The organism is Alphaproteobacteria bacterium (genome assembly GCA_016699735.1).
Taxonomy (GTDB): domain Bacteria; phylum Pseudomonadota; class Alphaproteobacteria; order Micavibrionales; family Micavibrionaceae; genus JAGNKE01.
Genome location: CP065008.1, coordinates 330,289 through 349,461 on the forward strand (window position 1 = coordinate 330,289; position 19,173 = coordinate 349,461).

At 52.1% G+C, this 19,173-nt stretch carries 23 protein-coding genes; 11 read left to right on the plus strand and 12 right to left on the minus strand.

Features of this window, described 5'->3' with window-relative positions; genetic code table 11:
- Positions 1-10: 10 nt before the first annotated feature.
- The 3 genes from IPN28_01585 to IPN28_01595 form a co-directional block, all read right to left on the minus strand.
- Positions 11-526 carry a hypothetical protein gene (locus tag IPN28_01585; protein ID QQS57536.1) on the minus strand — a complete coding sequence of 172 codons (516 nt, stop codon included), beginning with the start codon at positions 524-526 and terminating at the stop codon, positions 11-13.
- Positions 523-3,069: a leucine--tRNA ligase gene (locus tag IPN28_01590; protein ID QQS57537.1), complete on the minus strand. Its 2,547-nt coding sequence runs from the start codon at positions 3,067-3,069 to the stop codon at positions 523-525. Before IPN28_01590 ends, IPN28_01585 begins: the two co-directional genes overlap by 4 nt.
- A 65-nt stretch (positions 3,070-3,134) precedes the next feature.
- Positions 3,135-3,683 (minus strand): DUF3576 domain-containing protein, encoded by a 549-nt coding sequence (locus tag IPN28_01595; protein QQS57538.1) that lies wholly within the window; start codon positions 3,681-3,683, stop codon positions 3,135-3,137.
- Between the two features lie 326 nt (positions 3,684-4,009).
- Here IPN28_01595 and IPN28_01600 point away from each other — a divergent pair, with 326 nt between their 5' ends.
- Together IPN28_01600 and IPN28_01605 are read left to right on the plus strand one after the other, a co-directional pair.
- Positions 4,010-5,068, plus strand: a complete 1,059-nt coding sequence (locus tag IPN28_01600) for a porin (protein QQS57539.1) — start codon at positions 4,010-4,012, stop codon at positions 5,066-5,068.
- Between the two features lie 84 nt (positions 5,069-5,152).
- Positions 5,153-5,815: a YggS family pyridoxal phosphate-dependent enzyme gene (locus IPN28_01605; GenBank protein ID QQS57540.1), complete on the plus strand. Its 663-nt coding sequence runs from the start codon at positions 5,153-5,155 to the stop codon at positions 5,813-5,815.
- 7 nt (positions 5,816-5,822) lie between these two features.
- Here IPN28_01605 and IPN28_01610 read toward each other — a convergent pair whose 3' ends face one another.
- Positions 5,823-6,434, minus strand: a complete 612-nt coding sequence (locus tag IPN28_01610) for a hypothetical protein (GenBank protein ID QQS57541.1) — start codon at positions 6,432-6,434, stop codon at positions 5,823-5,825.
- Positions 6,435-6,523: 89 nt separating this feature from the next.
- Between IPN28_01610 and IPN28_01615 the strand changes: the two genes are divergently transcribed.
- Positions 6,524-7,078 carry a winged helix-turn-helix domain-containing protein gene (locus IPN28_01615; GenBank protein ID QQS57542.1) on the plus strand — a complete coding sequence of 185 codons (555 nt, stop codon included), beginning with the start codon at positions 6,524-6,526 and terminating at the stop codon, positions 7,076-7,078.
- 3 nt (positions 7,079-7,081) lie between these two features.
- On the opposite strand, the gene IPN28_01620 is transcribed toward IPN28_01615, so the two are convergent.
- Together IPN28_01620 and IPN28_01625 are read right to left on the minus strand one after the other, a co-directional pair.
- Positions 7,082-7,648, minus strand: a complete 567-nt coding sequence (locus IPN28_01620; GenBank protein QQS57543.1) for a hypothetical protein — start codon at positions 7,646-7,648, stop codon at positions 7,082-7,084.
- Positions 7,649-7,735: 87 nt separating this feature from the next.
- Entirely contained in the window at positions 7,736-8,431 is a 696-nt protein-coding gene (locus IPN28_01625; GenBank protein ID QQS57544.1) for a hypothetical protein, read from the minus strand.
- A 127-nt stretch (positions 8,432-8,558) separates the two neighbouring features.
- On the opposite strand from IPN28_01625, the gene IPN28_01630 reads away from it, so the two are divergent.
- Positions 8,559-9,155, plus strand: coding sequence for a Smr/MutS family protein (locus IPN28_01630; GenBank protein ID QQS57545.1), 597 nt, complete (start codon positions 8,559-8,561; stop codon positions 9,153-9,155).
- 110 nt (positions 9,156-9,265) lie between these two features.
- Here the strand turns inward: IPN28_01630 and IPN28_01635 are convergent, their stop codons facing one another.
- On the minus strand, positions 9,266-9,748 hold the full coding sequence (locus IPN28_01635) for a hypothetical protein (protein ID QQS57546.1): 483 nt from the start codon (positions 9,746-9,748) through the stop codon (positions 9,266-9,268).
- Positions 9,749-9,778: 30 nt separating this feature from the next.
- Positions 9,779-11,128 carry an ATP-dependent protease ATPase subunit HslU gene (gene hslU / locus IPN28_01640; protein ID QQS57547.1) on the minus strand — a complete coding sequence of 450 codons (1,350 nt, stop codon included), beginning with the start codon at positions 11,126-11,128 and terminating at the stop codon, positions 9,779-9,781.
- Between the two features lie 232 nt (positions 11,129-11,360).
- Here hslU and IPN28_01645 point away from each other — a divergent pair, with 232 nt between their 5' ends.
- Positions 11,361-12,368, plus strand: a complete 1,008-nt coding sequence (locus IPN28_01645) for a TerC family protein (GenBank protein QQS57548.1) — start codon at positions 11,361-11,363, stop codon at positions 12,366-12,368.
- A gap of 50 nt (positions 12,369-12,418) precedes the next feature.
- Here IPN28_01645 and hslV read toward each other — a convergent pair whose 3' ends face one another.
- Positions 12,419-12,985, minus strand: coding sequence for an ATP-dependent protease subunit HslV (gene hslV / locus IPN28_01650; GenBank protein QQS57549.1), 567 nt, complete (start codon positions 12,983-12,985; stop codon positions 12,419-12,421).
- A gap of 129 nt (positions 12,986-13,114) precedes the next feature.
- Here hslV and hisB point away from each other — a divergent pair, with 129 nt between their 5' ends.
- Positions 13,115-13,726 (plus strand): imidazoleglycerol-phosphate dehydratase HisB, encoded by a 612-nt coding sequence (gene hisB / locus IPN28_01655; GenBank protein QQS57550.1) that lies wholly within the window; start codon positions 13,115-13,117, stop codon positions 13,724-13,726.
- A gap of 6 nt (positions 13,727-13,732) precedes the next feature.
- Here hisB and IPN28_01660 read toward each other — a convergent pair whose 3' ends face one another.
- Both IPN28_01660 and hisD read right to left on the minus strand, forming a co-directional pair.
- Complete coding sequence (locus IPN28_01660) at positions 13,733-14,200, minus strand: hypothetical protein (protein QQS57551.1); 468 nt, start codon at positions 14,198-14,200, stop codon at positions 13,733-13,735.
- Positions 14,201-14,247: 47 nt separating this feature from the next.
- Positions 14,248-15,549: a histidinol dehydrogenase gene (gene hisD, locus IPN28_01665; GenBank protein ID QQS57552.1), complete on the minus strand. Its 1,302-nt coding sequence runs from the start codon at positions 15,547-15,549 to the stop codon at positions 14,248-14,250.
- Positions 15,550-15,628: 79 nt separating this feature from the next.
- Here hisD and hisH point away from each other — a divergent pair, with 79 nt between their 5' ends.
- From hisH to IPN28_01690, 5 genes are read left to right on the plus strand one after another with little or no spacing between them, the layout of a single operon-like run.
- Positions 15,629-16,300 carry an imidazole glycerol phosphate synthase subunit HisH gene (gene hisH / locus IPN28_01670; protein QQS57553.1) on the plus strand — a complete coding sequence of 224 codons (672 nt, stop codon included), beginning with the start codon at positions 15,629-15,631 and terminating at the stop codon, positions 16,298-16,300.
- Positions 16,301-16,352: 52 nt separating this feature from the next.
- Positions 16,353-16,925 carry a GNAT family N-acetyltransferase gene (locus IPN28_01675; GenBank protein QQS57554.1) on the plus strand — a complete coding sequence of 191 codons (573 nt, stop codon included), beginning with the start codon at positions 16,353-16,355 and terminating at the stop codon, positions 16,923-16,925.
- Positions 16,926-16,956: 31 nt separating this feature from the next.
- The gene (hisA, locus tag IPN28_01680; GenBank protein QQS57555.1) at positions 16,957-17,703 is read left to right on the plus strand and encodes a 1-(5-phosphoribosyl)-5-[(5-phosphoribosylamino)methylideneamino]imidazole-4-carboxamide isomerase; all 747 of its coding nucleotides are present in this window, start codon (positions 16,957-16,959) and stop codon (positions 17,701-17,703) included.
- Positions 17,704-17,715: 12 nt separating this feature from the next.
- Entirely contained in the window at positions 17,716-18,477 is a 762-nt protein-coding gene (gene hisF / locus IPN28_01685; GenBank protein QQS57556.1) for an imidazole glycerol phosphate synthase subunit HisF, read from the plus strand.
- Positions 18,474-18,824, plus strand: coding sequence for a phosphoribosyl-ATP diphosphatase (locus IPN28_01690; protein QQS57557.1), 351 nt, complete (start codon positions 18,474-18,476; stop codon positions 18,822-18,824). Before hisF ends, IPN28_01690 begins: the two co-directional genes overlap by 4 nt.
- Positions 18,825-18,826: 2 nt before the next feature.
- On the opposite strand, the gene IPN28_01695 is transcribed toward IPN28_01690, so the two are convergent.
- Entirely contained in the window at positions 18,827-19,132 is a 306-nt protein-coding gene (locus IPN28_01695; GenBank protein ID QQS57558.1) for a hypothetical protein, read from the minus strand.
- Between the last annotated feature and the right edge of the window lie 41 nt (positions 19,133-19,173).

Sequence of the window (19,173 nt, forward strand, 5' to 3'; positions counted from 1 at the left end):
TAAAAAAGGCTTATTTCTTGAGATAAAGCCCAACCTGCAGCTCAATCTGCCGCGCCAGATCGTTAAGGGCATTATCCTTCGTATTCTGCTCCGTCACGCGGTTGGCGAACTCGCTGCCCAGAATATTATAGCTGCCGATGGAAACGAGGTTCCGCTTCAAAACCGTCTCCCCCGTCGCCACATCGACCAGAGCCATAGCGGTATTAAGTTTAAGCTGCCCCCGCGTTGCATCCGAAGACTTGGTGATATCGAGATCGGTGGTCGTTTCCCGGATCGTCTGCACGGTCAGCTTGTATTTCGGCTGCGCGGGCCGCCCGTTCTGATAAAATCGGTCGATCAGCGCATTCCGCAGATACTGCCCGTCCCGATCAGGAATATTTTCAATCGCAACCTGCCCGAAATCGGACTGGATGGACGAACTCTGCGCCCCCTCGCCGGAAGAGGCACCGTACATCGGCGTAAATCCGCATCCCGAAAGCCCCAGCGCAGAACCACACAGCAACACGGTCAAAGCAATCTGTCTCATCCGATCACCACATTCACAATGCGGCCCGGAACCACAATCACTTTCCGAACCTGTTTCTCACCAATCGCACGCTTCACATTTTCCTCGGCCAGCGCGATATCCTCCGCCGTCTTCTGATCCGCATTCGCAGGCAGAGTGATGGAGGCCCGCAGCTTCCCATTCACCTGCACCCCGATGGTCACCGTATCGGCCACCAGCAGCGCGGGATCAGCCTCCGGCCAAGGCTCCTGCGCCAGCAAACTCTTATGCCCCATTTTCTCCCACAACTCCTCCGCCAGATGCGGCATCATCGGGTTGATAAGAATGATAAAAACTTTCGCCGCCTCAGCCAGCGCCGCCTTCTCATCCGTGGAAGCAGCGGAAAAAGCCGTAAACCCGTTATAAAATTCGCGGATTTTCGCCACCGCCTTGTTCATGTGAAAAGCTTCGATATCCTCGCCCACGCCTTTGATCGTCTTGTGCGTGAGGCGCCGAAGATCAAGAGCCTTCGGGGAATATTCACCCTTGAAATTCTCGACCCCCGACAAATCCAGATCGCGGATCGAGGTATAAACCCTGTTCACGAAACGCCACGCGCCCTCGATCCCCGCTTCCGTCCATTCCAGATCGCGCTCCGGAGGCGAGTCGGACAGAATAAACAGCCGCGCCGCATCCGCCCCGTAAGTCTCAAGAATGTCTTCAGGATCGACGACATTCTTCTTCGACTTCGACATCTTAATCGTCGGCCCAACCTTTATGGGCGCTCCGGTCTGTGCGTGAACAGCCGCACCATCTTTCTTGACGATATCCGCAGGAAACACCCATTTGCCCTCAGCATCCTGATACGTCTCATGCGTCACCATCCCTTGCGTGAACAGACCAAGGAAAGGCTCGTCGCAATCCACATAACCGCAATCGCGCATGATCTTCGTAAAGAACCGCGCATAAAGCAGATGCAGAACCGCGTGCTCCACTCCGCCGATATACTGCTCCACCGGCATCCAGTATTGCGCCTTGTCCTTGGCGACAGGAAGCTTTTCGTTTTTCGGATCGCAATACCGGAACTGATACCAACTCGACTCAAAGAACGTATCGAACGTATCCGTCTCGCGCCGCGCCGCTTTCCCGCATTTCGGACAATCGACAGTCTTCCATGTCGGATGATGCTCCAGCGGATTCCCCGGCTTATCGAAGCTCACATCGTCCGGCAGAGTCACGGGCAACTGGCTTTCAGGCACAGGCACGACGCCGCACGCCGCACAATGAATGACCGGAATCGGACAGCCCCAATACCGCTGCCGCGAAACGCCCCAGTCCCTTAAGCGGAACTGCGTGGTCCCGAAACCAGTCTTGTTAGCTTCGCACCGTTTAATAACTTCCGCCTTCGCGCCCTCAACATCCATCCCGTCCAGCCATTGCGAATTCGCCAGCTTTCCGGGACCATTGTAAGACTCTTTGGAAAGATCAATTCCTTCTTCGGGAATCACCACAGGCAAAATGTCAAGCTTGTATTTCGTAGCGAACTCATAATCCCGCTGATCGTGCGCCGGAACGCCGAAAATCGCGCCCGTCCCGTAATCCATCAAAATGAAGTTGGCGATATAAACCGGAACCTCCCGCCCCAATAACGGATGCGTGGCCTTAAAGCCTGTATCGAACCCAATTTTTTCCGCCTGCTCGATAGCCGCTTCCGAAGTCCCCCCCGCCCGACATTCCTGTTGAAATTCCTCGAAGCCCTTCTTGTCTGCGGCCAGCTTCGCGCTCAACGGATGATCCGGCGCCAGAGCGAGAAAAGACGCACCGAATAGCGTATCCGGCCGCGTCGTGAACACTTCGATTTTCTCTTCCCGTCCGACGATATCCCACTGGAATTGCAGCCCTTGGGATTTCCCGATCCAGTTCGCCTGCATGATCCGCACCTTCTCCGGCCAGCGCGGCAGATCGTCGAGGCACGACAGCAACTCCTCGGCATAATCTGTAATTTTTAAAAACCATTGATTGAGCTTGCGCCGCTCGACCGGAGCGCCCGTGCGCCATCCCTTGCCGTCGATCACCTGCTCGTTCGCCAGAACCGTATTATCGACCGGATCCCAGTTAACGATGGATTCCTTCCGGTACGCAATCCCCTTCTCCAGAAACTTGAGAAACATCGCCTGTTCATGGCGGTAATAATCGGGATCGCACGTCGCAACCTCTCGCTCCCAGTCAATCGACAGTCCCATCGACTGCAGCTGCGTCCGCATCGTGCGGATATTCTCATGCGTCCATTTTTTCGGATGCTCCCCGCGCTCAATAGCGGCGTTCTCTGCAGGAAGCCCGAACGCATCCCAACCCATCGGGTGAATGACGTTAAAACCCTTAGCCGTGCGGTACCGCGCCACCACATCGCCCAGCGTGTAATTCCGCACGTGCCCCACATGAATCCGCCCCGAAGGATATGGAAACATCTCAAGCACATAATATTTCGGCTTGTCCGACTGCTCGGAAACGGCAAAAGACTGACGCTCGTCCCAGATGCGCCGCCATTTCTTCTCGGTATCCTTGATATTGTAACGCTCACTCATCCCAAAGACTCCGGGCCGTTATCCGGCCCGGTCCTGTATCAATTACAAATAAAACAGCTGTATTATTAGTCGGTCTCGCCCAGATGAGCAACCCGCAACTGCCGCGCACGGGTCAGGATCGCATCCTCAAGCTTACGCGTCGTATCCTCAGCCACCTTGGCATCGGCCCAGCCGCTGCCGCTCTTGACCTGACGGAAAGCCTTGACCTTAACGCCGTCAGACTTCAACTCCCGCCCCATGATAAAGACGTTAAGTTTTAACCGCTCATTGGGGGTCTCGGGCGCGGTATACCATTCGGTCAGGATCACCCCACCGAACGGATCGGCGCTGGCCAAAGGTATGAACGAGACGGTATCCAGAGCCGCCCGCCACAGAAACCCGTTAACGCCCACAGCGCTGGCCCCGGTATCGTCCTTCTTTTTCTTGCCCAGAAGCCCGCCCTCACCGAAAATACTGTCCGGCTTCTCATAGATATTATTGTCGCCCGACAATTCGCGGTTGGTGCTGGTGGGATACTTTTCCTCACCTTTGATAACGCCGCACCCGGAGAGCGAAAGTCCGGCCAAAGCGCAGACAATAATATGACAAGCAGAACGACGCCGATTTGATTTCATTATGATGAATCCCTGAAAAATTTCTCTTCATTTAGCACGCGCCAACAACGCGCTCAAGCCATGTTTTTTCGCGCTTGCGCTTGATGAACAATACGAATTAAACTGGGTTTCCCTACGGAAGAAAATCATGTGGCAAAAATACCACGACTAAAAAGTTTTTAAAGCCGTCCTCCCGCAAAGTGCGTTGACCCCCTTATCCTTTGCTGGCCTAATGGCATGGTTCACTGCTCTGGTGAGCATTTTTAATCCTTTAAGGTATCTGACAGGGTTAGTATGCAAACCGCAGCGGTATACGCTCTAAGCAAAGTTTTAACTGGAGGAATATTATGAAAAAACTTCTTTTGACCAGCGTCGCGGTCAGTGGTTTGGCTCTCGCAGCCACCCCTGCACGCGCAGAGGTCGAACTCGAGCTCGGTGGTTACTTCAAGGGCTACATGGCTTGGGTTGACCAAGACGAGCTTCCTGGTAGCGAACTCAATGACATCGACATGGTTCGCGACACCGAAGTCCACTTCGGCGGCGAAACCACCCTCGACAACGGCCTGACGGTCGGCGCACACATCGAAGCAGATGCCGATGGCGGCGATGGCTTCGGCGTTGACGAATCCTACCTCTACTTCTCCGGCGACTGGGGCCGCGTAAACGTTGGTGCCGAAGACGGCGCAGCATACCTCCTGCAGGTAGCCGCTCCCTCTGCCGACAGCAACTACGACGGTCTCCGTCAGTTCGTATCTCCGTTCAACTCCACCGTTGCTGGTGTTGATCTGAACACGGACTACGCTGTTGACCCTTCCGGCAAAGCCGACAAGCTGACCTACCTGTCGCCTGTTTTCAACGGCTTCCAGGCGGGCGTCACCTTTTCGCCTGATACCGACTCTGCTGGTAGCTTCGGCATCGGCACCGATGACGTTGCTGGCGAAATCGGCCGCACCTATGAAATCGCCGCTCGTTACGAAGGCGAATTCAACAACATCGGTCTGATCCTCGGCGGCGGTTACTCTTACGGCGATCTGGAAGATGAATCCACTCCTTCTGATGACGACCGCGAAGTCTGGAACGCTGGCCTCGATATCGATGTTGGTCCTGTTGGCGTGGGCGCAGCCTATGTCAGCGACAACAACGCGACCGATGACAATGACACCGACACGATCGTGGTTGGCGTGGACTACACGACCGGCCCCTTCAAGATCGGCGCTTCTTACCTGAACGAAGATCGTGAAGACGATCAGGAACTCGACCGTTACTCCGGCGGCGTTAACTACGAATACGGCCCTGGAATGAGCTTCCGCGGTACGCTCACCTTCGTTGATGCTGAAGAAGACGGAACCGCTGGCGACGACGCCGATGGCGTTGCTCTGCTCGTCGGTACCCAGGTTGAATTCTAATCGAATTCACTGCCTATAAAATTTCCGAAGGGGCGCTTCATCTGCGCCCTTTCTCTTTTTCTTCGCTTGTTTTATCGTGCCCGTATGTCCGTCAGCGAAAATCTCAAAACAATCAGAGACAATATCGAAAAAACTGCCCGCAAATGGGGCCGCATCGGTAACGACATCAACCTCGTCGCCGTCAGCAAAACGCAGCCGCCCGAAAAAATCCGCGAAGCGCTGGACTCCGGCCACCGTCTCTTCGGCGAAAACCGCGTACAGGAAGCCATCGCCCATTGGAGGGAAATAAAACCCCTTTACCCTGATCTGAAGCTTCATCTGATCGGCCCCCTCCAAACCAACAAGGTAAAGGAGGCTGTGTCCCTTTTTGATATGATCGAAACGCTGGACCGCGAAAAACTCGCGCACGCTTTGGCGGCGGAAATGCAAAAACAGGGGCGAAATATCCCCTGCCTGATTCAGGTCAATACGGGCGCAGAAGACCAGAAGGTCGGCATCGCCCCCGAAAATCTTAGTCAATTTCTGAAATTCTGCCGCGAAGATTGCCGCCTTGATATCCGGGGTTTGATGTGCATCCCCCCCGTCGATGAGCCCGCCGCACTGCACTTCGCTCTTCTTAAAAAACTCGCGGAGGAAAACGGCGTCAAAGACCTCAGCATGGGCATGAGCGCTGATTACGAAAAGGCCATCCCGCTGGGCGCAACCTACATCCGCATCGGAACAGCCCTCTTCGGCCCCCGTCTTTAAAGTGAAATCAAGCGTTAAGATTTAGAAAATGGGAAGAACGGCTCGGCTCCCCCTGCGCTTTCGCATATTGATGCGCCGCCAGCCCCGCCTCACCCTTATACCGCAGGGAGGGCGCATCTTCCTCATCCCGTCCATCAACAAGTGACAGGGCCAGCCCCAGCGGCTCCTTTCCCGTCCCATCCTCAATAACCGCACTCACCAGCCCGCTCGCCGCTCCCAAAGGTCCGCCGAAAACCCCGCCCCCGATAATCTGGCTGATGGGCTTGATCTCGTCCCCGGTGATCGCCCGGTAGAAAAAGCTTAAAATCGGGATATGCTGCAACGGATTAACCATATCCAGAAGATCGAAAAACCCGAACGGCTCTTCTTCTGTATTTAAAGATGCGTTTTGTGGTTCCTTTCGCACCTCCTCCAGCGTATCCCGGAAACTATTGCCGACCGCATAGACCGAAGACTCCCCCTCGACCAGCTCCAAATCCTGAACTTTTGGCGCCCCCTTCTCCCAGAAAGGAATGGCCCCGGCCGTTCGATCACTGCGGATCATACGGAAAACATGAGAGTTTCCGCCATTTTGGGAAGAATATGTGTCGGCTTGTGTGGTCGCAGAAGAATCCAGCATGGAAACCCCGTTTACGCATTAACTATCAAAACTTTGCAACCCCTGTGCCAGCCGTTCCAAGGCACCCCGTTTCAGGCTAAGATAAGGATATGGACAAAGAACATCCTACCCGATGGACCCTGTACGCAGACCCCGGCTCATGCGTATTTCTCGCCGATTTCCTCAAAAATTCCGGGTTTCAGGAAAAGATAAAACTGGAGCCCGCCACGGACACGAACGGGGTAATCCGGGCCGAAGCGGTGAACCTCCCTCCCCTGACATTCAAAACTCCGGTCAGACTGGGCGAATTGCTGGACACACTAAACAAAACAAAACCAAGCGATCCCAAAAACAGGAACGTAATCGATCACAAGGCCTTTACCCTGGACAAAGCGTTCGGAACCCTGAATCTGAAAAAGTCCCCAAAATCACAAGAAATAAGGCTGACGGAAAAGGAAGTTGCAGTTATTGATTATCTCTACAGCAACAGCCATCGCATCGTATCGCGCAAGGAGTTACTGACCGCAGTCTGGGATTACGCTGAAAGCGTTGAAACCCACACGCTGGAAACTCACATTTACCGTCTGCGCCAGAAAATCGAAGCCGACCCCTCGGACCCGCAAATACTCTGCACCAACGAAAATGGCTACACGCTGAAAGAATAGAAATTAAACAGGCAGCTCCTGCTTGGCCTTAACAATAGCCGCTGCCAGACTCTCTATGAGGGTTGCCCCGCGCTCGACTTGAAGACGGTCAACGCTTTGCGCCGAAAGCAATCTTAAATCCCGGATCAAACGGGTGATTTGCTGGATGTCCTCGGAATAACTCGGGGTCTGTTCCGAAACGTCCGGCTTTTGATTTTTTCGGGCAACTTTACGCGAAACATGGGCCGCATGGGCATAGGCTTTCGCCGCCTCCGCAGCCTTTAGGCGCAAAGCCTCAACGCCTGCCGTTGGCCTTTGTGCAGAAGCCTCGGGAACGTAATCTACGGACAGACTCTCCTCAGCCGTAAGCCCATACTGCCGGATCAGAATGCTTTCAAGAAACAGGAGCAGCGCCTCGGTAGAGACAGTAGCCTCATCCTCGTCAAAACGGTCGAGGGAGGCCTCCTCCCGCCCTTCTCTCCTGTATCCGGAAAAACCAGAACCTTGCCCCAATAGCCCGTAACGCGTATCAGCGCTTTCGGCCTCACGCGGCTTGTAAGGACCAATGATCGGACCCAGCTTCGTATCCATCGTGCATAAGCATTTCTATAATATATGCCCCCACAATAGCAGAAACCTCAGGAAATCTGCAAATATTTCAGCAAAACGGGCAAAACCTCATTTTTTGAGGTCAAAGGGATGGGGGTACTTAAGATCCTCGGGCAGATTCTTAAGCTTATACTCTTCGGCATACCACGGCGCGACAAAATCCCAGAGCTGCACCATAGAGTCGGTTTTGTCACTTTTAAACTCACATTTCATGTAAGCAATATCGCCGATCATTATCCACTGAGACATAGTGCCAATTTTAATGGGCGCAGAATGATCAGCATTTGTTGGCCTAACATCAATAGTAATCAAGGCATCATAATTATTATTCGGTTCAGGTAGTTTTTCTTTAATGACCTCATAATGCTCCTGCTTAAGCGATATATCGGCAAAGAAGGCAAGTCGGTTAACGATCAACGAAACCCACTCATTGTGGCCATATGGATAGGAAAAAGTTGGAATATACTCATCATCTTGCTCTGGAAACTGAAAAAAAATCCTCGCAGGCTGATCACCAACCGGTGGCGTGTAATGAACTTGAACAATTGTCTCAATATGAAGAACATCCTTTTTTGGATCAAATTGTCCGTAACCAGAACCTAAACGGATAGTTTCATTGATAAGAAAATCTTCTTTGTCCGACTCCGGCAGCTCCTTATAACGCTGGCCAGATTTAACCCAAAAATCAAAATCAGGCGACTTCTGACCTAAATGAAAAAAAGCAAAAACACCCCTCTCAATCTGAGAACTGCCCCCAATCGACATGGTTTCGGAAAATGCACAGAGCGCAAAAAAAGTGCTAAATGCCCAGCAGAAAGAAAAAAAAACGAAACAATTTCTCATAAAAGTGCAAGACAGGGGCTAAAGCTTTTTTTATGCTACTATTAATACCATGACTGAGGATATTCACAAAGTGCCGTTTTACAAAAAGACAAATATAGACGAAACAAGCCTATGGCTTAAAGAAACCTTTGACGTAAAAAAGTTGGAATCACCAAATTACATACAGACAAAAACTAGATCAAAAATAAAAACAAAAACATTATTAGAAAATACGGCCATCACTGTTTCATATAATCAAAAAAATGAATATTTTTCAGCACAGATAACAAATAGCAAAGTAAAAAAAACCTATAGCAAAAAGAAAAAAAGGGAAAATCTGCCCAGAATAGACCACCAAATCGACCTGCATTATTTAAGTCAGGCCCAGTCTTATGAAGTTATTATTGCAGGATTGCAATACGCATACGACAATAACAAGACTTGTGTTCTCATCATAACAGGAAAAGGCTCAATAAAAAGCAAGGATTCCGATACAACTAAGGGAATACTTCGTAAGAATGTGCCAAAATGGTTGGAGAGTCATACCTTAAGCAAAATTATTTTAAAAGTATGTCCAGCAGATAACTCCCACGGCGGAGAGGGCGCATTATATGTACAGTTAAGAAAAAAACCTAAACTTAAAGCCAACACTGACTGGCCGTATTAAATCGGATCTGGACCCAATAATTACCCACATCCCTGTTGGAAATTAGGTAGGACTTGCGTAACTATTCAATACACCTATGTCAGCCCTTTAAAAAAGCCTTGGATTTCTCCTTAAGGTAAGGAAACCAACCTTTTGGTAGAGCCAGACTTATCTGTAAATTCTATATAGGGATCTTCTGTTGCAGCATTTAAACCGATAACCATTCTATCCTGGCCATAAGAATCTTTAAATATCAGCGTCGGAACATCTGTAAGATTATTTAAGCGTAAGAGCATCCTGAGCCTCTGCTTACGATCATGCAATCCAATCAGAGGTTGGCCTTTTTCCTTATAACCTGGGTACGTCCCCATTTGTAGACGAACATTTTCCCTCTCATCAAAAAGGAAAAAAGTACCTTGTGAAATCTGCCCAGGCCCTAAATACGCGATTCTATGAGACTCTGAATTATAAAGATCGACCATACTTCGAGCAGAATCGATTTTCTCCTCAGGAGCAGCGGCCAGAAGTGGGGAAGAGTTAAAAATTATGGCCCCCGCAACCCCGCCGATAAAACCAGTCAGCAGAGTAACAAACGTCCGTATAAATTTTTTCATCGCAACCTCAAGAATAACAAGTACTAAGCCTCAAAGAATAAACTTGCTCAAATCGGCCGATTTGACAAGCTCCTCGACATTCTTGCGAACATAATCGGCCGTGATCTTAACGCTCTCTCCGCCCCGGTCGCTGGCCGTAAAACTGATCTCCTCAAGAAGTTTTTCCATAACCGTATGAAGCCGCCGGGCACCGATATTCTCGACATTTTCGTTAATTTCAAAGGCCAAGCGAGCGATTTCATCGATCGCCTCTTCCTCGAACTCCAGGGTCACTTTCTCGGTCCCGATCAACGCCTTGTATTGCATGATCAAACTGGCCTCGGTTTCCTTCAGGATACGCGTAAAATCCTCCCGGGTGAGCGCCCGCAACTCAACCCGGATCGGCAAACGCCCCTGCAGTTCAGCCAGCAAATCCGAAGGCTTGGCATAATGAAACGCCCCGCTGGCAATAAACAGGATATGATCCGTCTTCACCGGCCCGTGCTTGGTCGCCACGGTCGTCCCCTCGATCAGGGGCAGCAAATCCCTCTGCACCCCCTCGCGGGAAACATCGCCCCCTCGCAAATCCTGCCGCGCTGCGATCTTGTCCACCTCGTCGATGAACACGATCCCGCTTTGCTGGACCATATCCAACGCGGTGGAAACGATTTTATCCTGATCGAGAAGCTTATCCGCCTCCTCCTCGATCAAAACCTCATAGCTGTCCTCAACGCTCATTTTCTTGCGCTTCTTGCGGTCGCCGCCGAACGCCTTGCCGAAAATATCGTTCATATTGATCATACCCATGGAGGCACCAGGCATCCCGGGAATATCGAGCATTCCACCCATGGGGTTTCCGCTGTCCCGAACATCAATATCAACCTCGCGCCCGCTCAATTCGCCTTTCCTCAACTTTTCCCGGAAAGCCGCCCGCGTCCCCTCGCCCGCCGTCTGCCCGACCAGAGCATCCAGAATACGCTCCTCAGCATAAATCTCCGCCTGCGCGATGACCGATTTCCGCAGGGTATCCTGCGTCATGCGGATAGCGACCTCAGTCAAATCACGGATGATGGACTCAACATCCTTGCCCACATAACCCACCTCGGTAAATTTCGTAGCCTCCACCTTGATAAACGGCGCTTGCGCCAGCTTAGCCAGCCGACGGGCAATCTCCGTCTTCCCCACCCCCGTCGGCCCGATCATCAGGATATTCTTGGGGTAAACCTCCTCCTGCAAAGCGGGATCAAGCTGGCTGCGCCGCCAGCGGTTCCGAAGCGCGATAGCCACCGCCCGCTTGGCCTCCTTCTGCCCGATGATAAAACGGTCAAGTTCCGAGACGATCTCGCGGGGGGAAAACGAAGCAACGGTGGTGGAAGACGGATGTTTTGATTTGTCTGTCATATGAACTCTGGAGGCCAGCATGCCCTAACCTAGCGTGTTTGAATACTGTTGGGAATAGCGCCATAAGCACCAAACGTCAACAGAAAGACAAAAATGGAATTGAGAATGATTTGCTTTGTAAGACCAAAAAAAAACAGGCATAATGCCACCTGAAAACTCAATACACATATATAAGATTAAATATTCCTGCCTATACTGTGAATTGAATACCATGGATAATTGAGAGAAAAATATGGAAGAAGTATCGCTGACGTTCGGCCAAGAAGCTTTTATGTGGGCCGTCTTTTTTGTGATTGTCCCTGTCGTATTATATCTCGATCTTCATGTTTTCAATAAAAAAGACCATGTGATCGGGCTGGAGGAAAGTCTGAGAATGAGCGGCGCCTACTTCGGCCTCGGCCTGCTCTTTGGCCTGTATGTCTGGTATAATATGGGCGACGACCACGCCCTGAACTACTATACGGCCTTCGTCATCGAATATTCCCTTTCTCTCGACAATCTGTTTGTCATAACGGTAATTTTCTCGACCTTCGCCATCCCGAAGGAATACCAGCACCGTGTTTTGGTATGGGGCATCATCGGCGTGATTCTGATGCGCGGGGTGATGATCGGCGCGGGCGCAGCGATAGTTCACCAATATTCCTGGGTGTTGCTGCTGTTTGCGGCGATCCTGATAGTGACCGGAATAAAAATGCTGATGATGAAAAGCCACGATGAAGAAATTGATAGCTTCGAAGACAAGGCATATGTCAAGTTTTTGAAAAAACACATTAATTTCACCACAGAGCTTCACGGCCACGATTTCTGGGTTCAGAAAAAAATCTCCGAAACATCCGAAAAGATGGGCTGGTTTGCAACTCCCCTTCTCCTCGCCCTGGTCATTGTGGAAGTCACCGACCTGATGTTCGCCTTCGACAGCATCCCGGCAGTCTTGGCGATTACAACCGAACCCTATGTTGTTTACGCCAGCAATATTTTCGCCATCCTAGGCTTGCGGGCCTTGTTTTTCGCCGTGGAAAATCTTCTAAGCCGCTTTATCTTGATGAAATACGCCCTCTCAATCGTACTCATCTTTATCGGCGGCAAGGTTTTCTATAACGAATATGTCGGCCATATCAGTCCTGCGATTTCGCTGGCCATCACGCTGTTCATCCTTCTGTCAGGAATGGTCTTCTCCGTCCTGATTACCAGTAGCCGGGAAAGCGCCCAAGCCAATTCTCAGGGGAATGAAAAACACTAGACGCTTGATTTTTTGGTAAATTTTAGCTGATAGCGGCAACCGCAAAAAACTCAAAGAGTTTCAACGACAACATTCTCGTTGGTATAAACGCAGATATCAGCCGCAATTTTCATCGCTTTGTGCGCGATATCTTCAGCACTGAGGTCTTCACGGTCATAAAGCGCCCGCGCCGCCGCAAGCGCATAATTGCCGCCCGACCCGATCCCGATCACGCCATCCTGCGGCTCCACAACATCACCGTTGCCCGTCAAAATCAGGGAAGTCTCCTTATCCGCCACAGCCATCAGAGCTTCCAGACGTCGCAGATAACGGTCCGTCCGCCAATCCTTGGCCAACTCCACGCACGCCCGGGTTAACTGTCCCGGATGCGCCTCCAGCTTGGCCTCCAGCCGCTCGAACAAAGTAAACGCATCGGCGGTCGATCCGGCAAAACCCGCGATAATGTTATTATCCCGCCCGAGTCGCCGCACTTTCCGCGCATTAGCCTTCAGAATCGTCGGGCCCATAGAGACCTGACCGTCTCCGGCCACAACGACAACGCCGCCCTTGCGGACGGAAAGGATTGTGGTTCCGCGCCAGTTCTGCGCCTTCGCATAATCAAGGGATGGATATATCATGCGTAAGGTATTGCGCCATAAGCAATCCAAGTCAAGAGCCCAAAATTTTTCTCGCCTGTGCCCGAAAGCCGGAATATGTTACGGTTCTTTAACGCTTTTGGCGTATTCAGTAGGACATGAGTGAGCAAAATGCCCAAAGATAAAAGCGGCAGGGCGCGGCAAGCGTCCGTAACCCGCAAAACCAGGGAAACCAGCGTATCCGTCACAGTCAATCTGGACGGGGCAGGGGTCTTTGACATAAAAACGGGAGTAGGGTTCTTCGACCATATGCTCGAACAACTCGCCAAACACGCCCTCATTGACCTGACCATAAAAGCCGAAGGCGATTTACATATCGACGCCCATCACACCGTCGAAGATACCGGAATAACCCTCGGACAAGCTATAAAGCAAGCGCTCGGCGATAAAACCGGAATCCGCCGCTACGGTCATTTCGACCTTGTGATGGACGAAGCCCGCTCAACCGTTGCCCTCGATCTTTCGAACAGACCTTATCTCATTTGGGATGTCCGCTTCTCGCTCCAGCGGCTGGGCGATATGGACACCGAACTCTTTCAGGAGTTTTTCAACGCCCTCGCCCAAAGCGCAGGAATCACACTCCACTGCGAAAACCGCTACGGGACAAACAATCACCACATCATCGAAAGCCTGTTCAAGGCCTTTGCCCGCGCACTGCGTATGGCCATGGAAACGGATCCTCGCAACACCGACACACTCCCAAGCACCAAGGGCGCTCTGTAAATAAGCCTACCAGAAACGCTTGTCGCTCTCTTTGTTGCCGATCGTCATGATCCCCCAGGACACCGCCGCGCACAAAACGCCGCACTGCAGACTCAGCGTATTGGCCTCAAGCGAGAGAAACCAGAAAAAGATGTTATTGACCATCCCCGCCAGCACCCCGAACAGCAAATAGTTGACCAGCGTCCCAGCCCGCTTTTTCTCAAGAAACATCATCGCCGGCAACCCGATCATGAACATCAGGATGTAAGCCATTGTAATGCCGATAAACAGCAGCATCCCGATAGAAGAGATGCTCATAAACGAATCTTCAATATTGATGATCGGCGAAAGTAAAACAAAGAAAATGACAAGCACTAGAATACCGAGAGGAGGGGCGATAAAGCACACATACCCCATCCGCGTCTTGACGGTCACTTCCGTAAGCCTCTGGATTTCTTTTTCAACCAAAGCTTGATTGGGGGCATCTCTGCTCATAGTCCGCTATTGTAAATCAACCCATAGAGGATTGTCAGCGGAAATATTCAAATCTTGCGCTTCCTCAAGACATCGCCATGCGCCGGAAACCCTTCGTAGGCAGCCAGAGTCTCAACATCCTCCTTAAGGGCCAGAAATCCTTCTTTATCGCACCGGGAAATCGACGTACGCTTCAGAAAATCCCAAACAGAAGTACAGGAGTAGGTATGCGCCCACCCACCAGTCGGTAACACATGATTAACACCAATTCCATAATTACCCAGAGAGGAGGGCGTATATTCCCCGACAAGAATTTCCCCGGCATTCCTAATGCCCTCAACCATATCCTGGCCGTTTTTAACCTTTAAATGCAGGTGTTCCGGCGCGTACAGGTTGGCAAATTCCAGCGACTCCTGCAAACTGTCGGTCAAAACGATACCTCCGTAATCGCGCATAACATGGCGACAAATCCCTCGGTGCGGCTCCGGCAAGGACTCAATCACTTTTGACATATTGTCCCGCACATACACGGCGAGAGGCTCGTGATGGGTAACCAGCAAGGCCGCCGAATCCATCCCATGCTCAGCCTCGTTAAGAATATCAAGAATCGTATTGTCCGGATCCGCACTCTCATCCGCAAGAACAATGGACTCGGAAGGTCCGGCCGGCATCCCCGGATCAATCATATCGGACAAAAGCTTCTTAGCCGCTGCCACATACGGACTGCCCGGCCCCAGAACTTTTCGAACCTTGGGAACACTCTTCGTGCCGTAAGCTAAAGCGGCAATCGCCTGCGCGCCCCCGCATTTATAGACATTCTCAACCCCGCACAAACGCGCCGTAAACAGGGTCGCGGCATCAGTGGTCCCCTCCGCCATCGGCGGGCTGACGATGACGATCTCCCCGACTCCCGCAATGACGGCAGGTACGGCCAGCATATAAAGTGCAGACGGAAAAGCCCCCTTGCCCCGCGGCACGTACAGCCCCACAGAGTCAATCGGCGCCACCTGCTCACCCGCCCACACGCCCGACTCGACCTCCACCATCCACTGTCGCTCGACCCGCCGCATTTGTTCCGCATGAAACGCCTTCACGTTTTTCACGCATCGCCGGATCGCCTGTTTCAGGCGCTCGTCCAGTTGGCGTTCAGCGGCGTCGAATTCTTCATCAGAGGCCTTAAGCGAGGATAATGAAGCCCCTTCGAACTTTTTCGCATAATCGATAAGCGCCGCATCTCCGCGCTCACGAACATCAAGAATGATCGGACGCACCTGCTCGGTCACCGCCTCAATATCCGCCTGCGCCCGCCGCAAAATGCGCAGCCGCGTGGCATCATCGGTCTCGTTCCAGCGGTAAAATGCAACAGTCATTGTGTCTTGTATCTCTTTACAGTAAAACAGGGAAAATCCCCGCCCGGACATGGGAAGGACATACAACGAAAAGCGGCCCATGGCAAAAGAAACTGTTGTGATCATCGACTACGGCTCGGGCAATCTGCGCTCGGCGGCCAAGGCCTTCGAGCGGGTCGGGCGCGATGAATCCCTTGATCTCGATGTAAGAGTCTCAAAAGACCCCGATGATATTCGCAAGGCCACACGAATTGTGCTTCCGGGGCAGGGCGCTTTCGGCGACTGTATGCATGGCCTTTCAGAAATTCCGGGCATGATAGAAACGCTCAAGGAGACCGTAAAGAAAAACGCCACGCCTTTTCTGGGAATCTGCGTGGGGATGCAACTCATGGCCACCCGCGGTCTCGAGCACGGCGCCCATGCGGGATTGAACTGGATCGAAGGCGAAGTGGTGCCTATACAAACCGATGACCCGTCCCTGAAAATCCCGCATATGGGCTGGAATGATCTCGCGTTTCCCTCGGCATCCATCCAGCAGGACAACCGCCATTTTGTGCTCCGCAACATAAGTTCTGTAGATAATTTCTACTTTGTTCACTCTTTTGTGTTCAAATGTAAGCAGACGCATCACGTTCTGGCCCTGACGGATTACGGCGGTTTTCAAAATGCGATCGTCGGCAGGGATAATATGATCGGTGTGCAGTTTCACCCCGAAAAAAGCCAGAAGGCAGGACTGAGGTTAATTGCAAATTTTCTGGAATGGAAACCATAATAACGCAAACCGCGAATGATTATTTAGGAGACGATCGAGGAGTAGCCCACGGATGAACGAGAAAAAAAACGTCAAGACTCTGCCACCCGTCTTGAAAGTTGAGCATTTGAATACCCTCAACCGCGGCGACTTGAACGACCTGTGCGATGCGACCAACGCAGCCATCGAAAGTGGTGGCGGTTTCGGCTGGGTTCGCCCCCCCGAACGCGATGTCCTCGAACGATACTGGCAGGGCGTGGTCACCATGCCATCACGCATACTTTTTGTCGCACGTCTTGATGGCGTCATTTGCGGAACCTGTCAGCTCCTCAAGCCTCCCCAGAACAACGAGGCGCAGAGCTTCGCCGTTCAACTGACCACCAACTTCGTCGCGCCATGGGCGAGGGGACATGGGCTGGCAAAAATGCTCCTCGATGAAGTCGAGAAATACGCGCTTGAACAGGGATACGCCGTCATCAACCTCGACGTGCGGGAAACCATGAGCGCAGCGATAAGCCTTTACGAAAAGCAGGGCTACACCCGAATCGGGTTTCACCCCTGTTACGCCCGCGCAGAGGGTAAAATTCTTAAGGGGTTTTATTACTACAAGGTCATAGACGCCAAAGCCGTTCAACAAGAACCTTGAGTCCCTGCCCGTTTCGTTATATCCGTAAGGCATGATTATCTACCCCGCGATTGACCTGAAGGGCGGCAAATGTGTGCGCCTCTACAAGGGCGACATGAAGCTGGACACCGTCTATAGCGACGACCCGTCCGCGCAAGCGCTCGAATGGGCGCGTTCCGGTTTCTCATGGATTCATATCGTGGACCTCGACGGCGCGATTCAGGGAAAATCCATGAATGCGGCCTCCGTGCGGTCGATTGTCAAATCAGTGGACATCCCCGTTCAACTCGGCGGTGGCATCAGGAGCCTGGAACAGATCAAGCAATGGCTGGAGGAGGGTATAAACCGCGTGATTCTAGGGACGATCGCTGTTGAAGACCCGGCCCTGGTCATCGAAGCCTGCCGCTACTATCCCGGCCAGATCGCCGTGGGCATCGACGCCCGCGCAGGCAAAGTGGCCGTGCAGGGCTGGGTCGAGGACTCCGAGGTCAAAGCCACGGAACTCGCCAAAAGATTCGAGGATATCGGCGTCAGCTGCATCATCTATACGGACATCGAGCGTGACGGCACCGGCATCGGCCCGAATATCGATGCCACCATCGCCCTCGCCCGCGCCACCTCGATCCCCATTATCGCCTCGGGCGGTGTCGGCTCCCTTCAAGACCTCACGCGCCTGCGCGACGCCGAACATGAAGGCATCGATGGCGTAATCATTGGCAAAGCTCTGTACGAGAAAAAATTCACGCCCGCCGAAGCCCTGAAAGCCGTAGCGCCGCTGCAGACGGAGATAATATCTTGATAGAGAGACTAAATGCTTAAAACCCGCATCATTCCCTGTCTGGACGTCAACGAGGGCCGCGTGGTCAAGGGCGTGAATTTCGTCGATCTCATCGATGCCGGCGATCCTGTGGAACAGGCCAAAATCTACGATCAGCAGGGGGCGGACGAGTTGTGTTTCCTCGATATCACCGCCACCAGCAATAACCGTGAGACAATCTTTGATGTCGTCCGCCACACCGCCGAGGAAATCTTCATCCCATTGACCGTAGGCGGAGGCGTACGCACCCTTGCCGATATCCGCAGATTACTGGAAGCAGGAGCGGATAAAATCTCCATCAACTCGGCGGCGGTCAACAACCCGGAATTCGTGAAGGAGGCTGCCGAAAAATGCGGCAGCCAGTGTATCGTGGTGGCTATTGACGCCAAGGCGCGGACGGATGGAACAGGCGGCTGGGAAATCTATACCCATGGGGGGCGAAAACCCACAGGAATCGATGCCATCGAATGGGCCGTAAAAATGGCGGAATACGGGGCAGGGGAAATTCTGCTGACGTCCATGGACAGGGACGGAACCAAGCAGGGCTTTGATCTCGACCTGACGCGTACAGTCGCGGATGCCGTCAAAATTCCCGTCATCGCCTCGGGAGGGGTAGGAAATCTCACCCATCTGGTTGAGGGCATTACGAAAGGCCATGCCTCGGCGGTCCTGGCAGCCTCAATTTTCCATTTCGGCGAATATACAATCGCCCACGCCAAGAACGAAATGAAAAAGGCAGGAATTCCCGTACGATGAGCAAAGATATTCTTGCAGAACTTTATGAGGTTCTTCAGCAAAGAAAAGCTTCAAGCCCCGAAGATTCTTACGTTTCCAGCCTTTACGCCAAGGGCGTACGCAAGATGGCCGAAAAAATAGAGGAGGAGGCAAAGGAGCTGATCGAAGAGGGGCGCAACCTAGAAAAAGACCATGAAAATCAGGATGTACGCCTAAATCTTGTAGAAGAGGCCGCAGACCTTCTGTTCCATACCTTTGTTCTGATGTCTTTTTTCAACATCCCACCACAATCAGCCTTGGACATTCTGGAAAAACGCTTCGGAACGGGCGGACACACGGAAAAAGCTAGCAGACCCCAAAAAAAATAAAACTAGGGATCCCGCTCCAATGCGGGAATATGCTGCGCTTCAATCGCACCATCATTCTTGATCTTAAAGAGCACCCCGCTCAAATCACCCCCGAAAACATAGGTATTAGGGCGTTCACTCAAAGCTTTGTGAAACTTCGGATCGGCATTCCAGAACCTGTACGTACGCCCCTTGAAATCGACGTCATGAACGGGTTTTTCAAAATCGGCATATCTTTCCGAGGAACTGAAAAACATCCCCTCGCCCACAAAAACTGTGGCGCGGCGAAAATCCCCGATGAGATAAACGATATCCTTGTTTTTTGCCATAACGAAATCGCCCTAAGAAACTATACGCCGTGAAAAGGAAT